This window comes from Rhodopseudomonas sp. WA056 (genome assembly GCF_010906995.1).
GTDB classification, from domain to species: Bacteria; Pseudomonadota; Alphaproteobacteria; order Rhizobiales; family Xanthobacteraceae; genus Rhodopseudomonas; species Rhodopseudomonas palustris_G.
The window spans coordinates 1-1,402 of sequence record NZ_QPFS01000245.1 but is presented as its reverse complement, the minus strand read 5'-3'; the positions used below and the strand labels follow the sequence as shown (position 1 = coordinate 1,402).

Annotated in this window: 2 protein-coding genes; both read right to left on the bottom strand. The window is 67.5% G+C overall.

Going from position 1 to position 1,402, the window contains the following annotated elements; genetic code table 11:
* Positions 1-466 (bottom strand): ABC transporter permease subunit (locus DU475_RS23800; RefSeq protein WP_502706860.1); only part of this gene is annotated, 466 nt, incomplete at its 3' end.
* A 145-nt stretch (positions 467-611) separates the two neighbouring features.
* A complete protein-coding gene (locus tag DU475_RS23795; protein ID WP_164633516.1) occupies positions 612-1,334 on the bottom strand; it encodes an ABC transporter ATP-binding protein in 723 nt (240 codons plus the stop codon).
* Positions 1,335-1,402 lie beyond the last annotated feature (68 nt).

The following is a 1,402-nucleotide window of genomic DNA, read 5'->3' as shown; positions in this document are numbered from 1 at the left end:
TCAGCCCGCCGGGGGTCAGCAGGATCTGCTTCAGATGCTGGCCGTAGACCGGCAGGATCAGCACCCGCTCGACCACCACGCCGAGCGCGCCCGACACCGCCATCGCGGCCAGCACCGCCGGCACCAGCACGGCGAGATTGGTGAGCAGCGAATCCGCACCCGACATCGCCGCCAGCGGCAGCAGCACCAGCGTCGCCACATAGGCGCCGACCGCGATGAAAGCGCCGTGGCCGAAATTCAGTACGTCCATTAGGCCGAACACCAGCGTCAGGCCCGACGCCATGATGAAGATCATCATGCCCATCGCCAGGCTGGCGACCGTCAGCGTCACCCATGACGAGAACGAGCCGACCAGAGGCAGCATCAACAGCGCCAGGATCGCCGGCAGCAGCACGGGAACGAGGTCGCGCCTGGCCTGCGGCAGCGGGTCGGAGGTGGAGGGGGCGGGGATGTCGGTGCTGGTCATAATTGCGCCTCCCGGCTGAGCGCGTAGCCCGCATGAGCGAAAGCGACATGCGGGGATGAGGCGACAACCCGCATATCGCTGCGCTCATGCGGGCTACGCGTTTCGCCGTCGGCTCGCAATGACGGGGAGAGGGCGGTGGTTCTCATCACTGATGCGCCTCCAGGCTGAGGCCGAGCAGGCGTTCCTGCAGCGGCACGTCGGCGGCAAGCTCGGCCATGGCGCCGCGATGCACGATCATGCCGTTGTCCATCACCAGCACGCTGTCGCCGATCTGTTGCGCGACATGGAAGTTCTGCTCGACCAGCAGAATGGTGGCGCCGGTGCGCTTGAGTTCGGCGAAGCAGTCGATCAGCGCGCCGATGATCGCCGGCGCCAGCCCTTTGGTCGGCTCGTCGATCAACAGCAGCTCGCGTGGCTCGACGATGGCGCGGGCGATCGACAGCATCTGCTTCTGCCCGCCGGACAGTGAGCCGGCGCGCGACAGCCAGAATTTTCGCAAGGCCGGGAAGAAGCCGAAGATCCAGTCGAGCCGCGCGGTGTCGAGGTCGCCGTCGCGCGCCGCCAGGATCAGGTTTTCCTTCACGGTGAGATCGGAGAACACCGCCATGGTCTCCGGCACGTAGCCGACGCCGAGCCGCGCGATGTCCGGCGTCGCCATCGCTTCGATCCGCCGGCCGCCAAGGGTGATCTCGCCGCGCGAGGCCGGCCACAGCCCCATGATGGTGCGCAGCGTCGTGGTCTTGCCGGCGCCGTTGCGGCCGAGCAGCATCGTGGTCTGTCCGGCGGGGACGGCGAAGTCGACGCCCTGCAGGATGTGATAGCGGCCGATATTGGTGTGCACGCCTTCGAGCGCGAGGAGGTCAGTCATGCGACGTCCGTTGATGTTGAGGTATGACCTCCACCCGCAGCCAACCCTCCTCCCCCCCCCCCTGCGGG

What these genes read in the sequence shown, in the direction of transcription:
- DU475_RS23795 (WP_164633516.1), bottom strand. Translation starts at nt 1,334, where the DNA reads ATGACTGACCTCCTCGCGCTCGAAGGCGTGCACACCAATATCGGCCGC.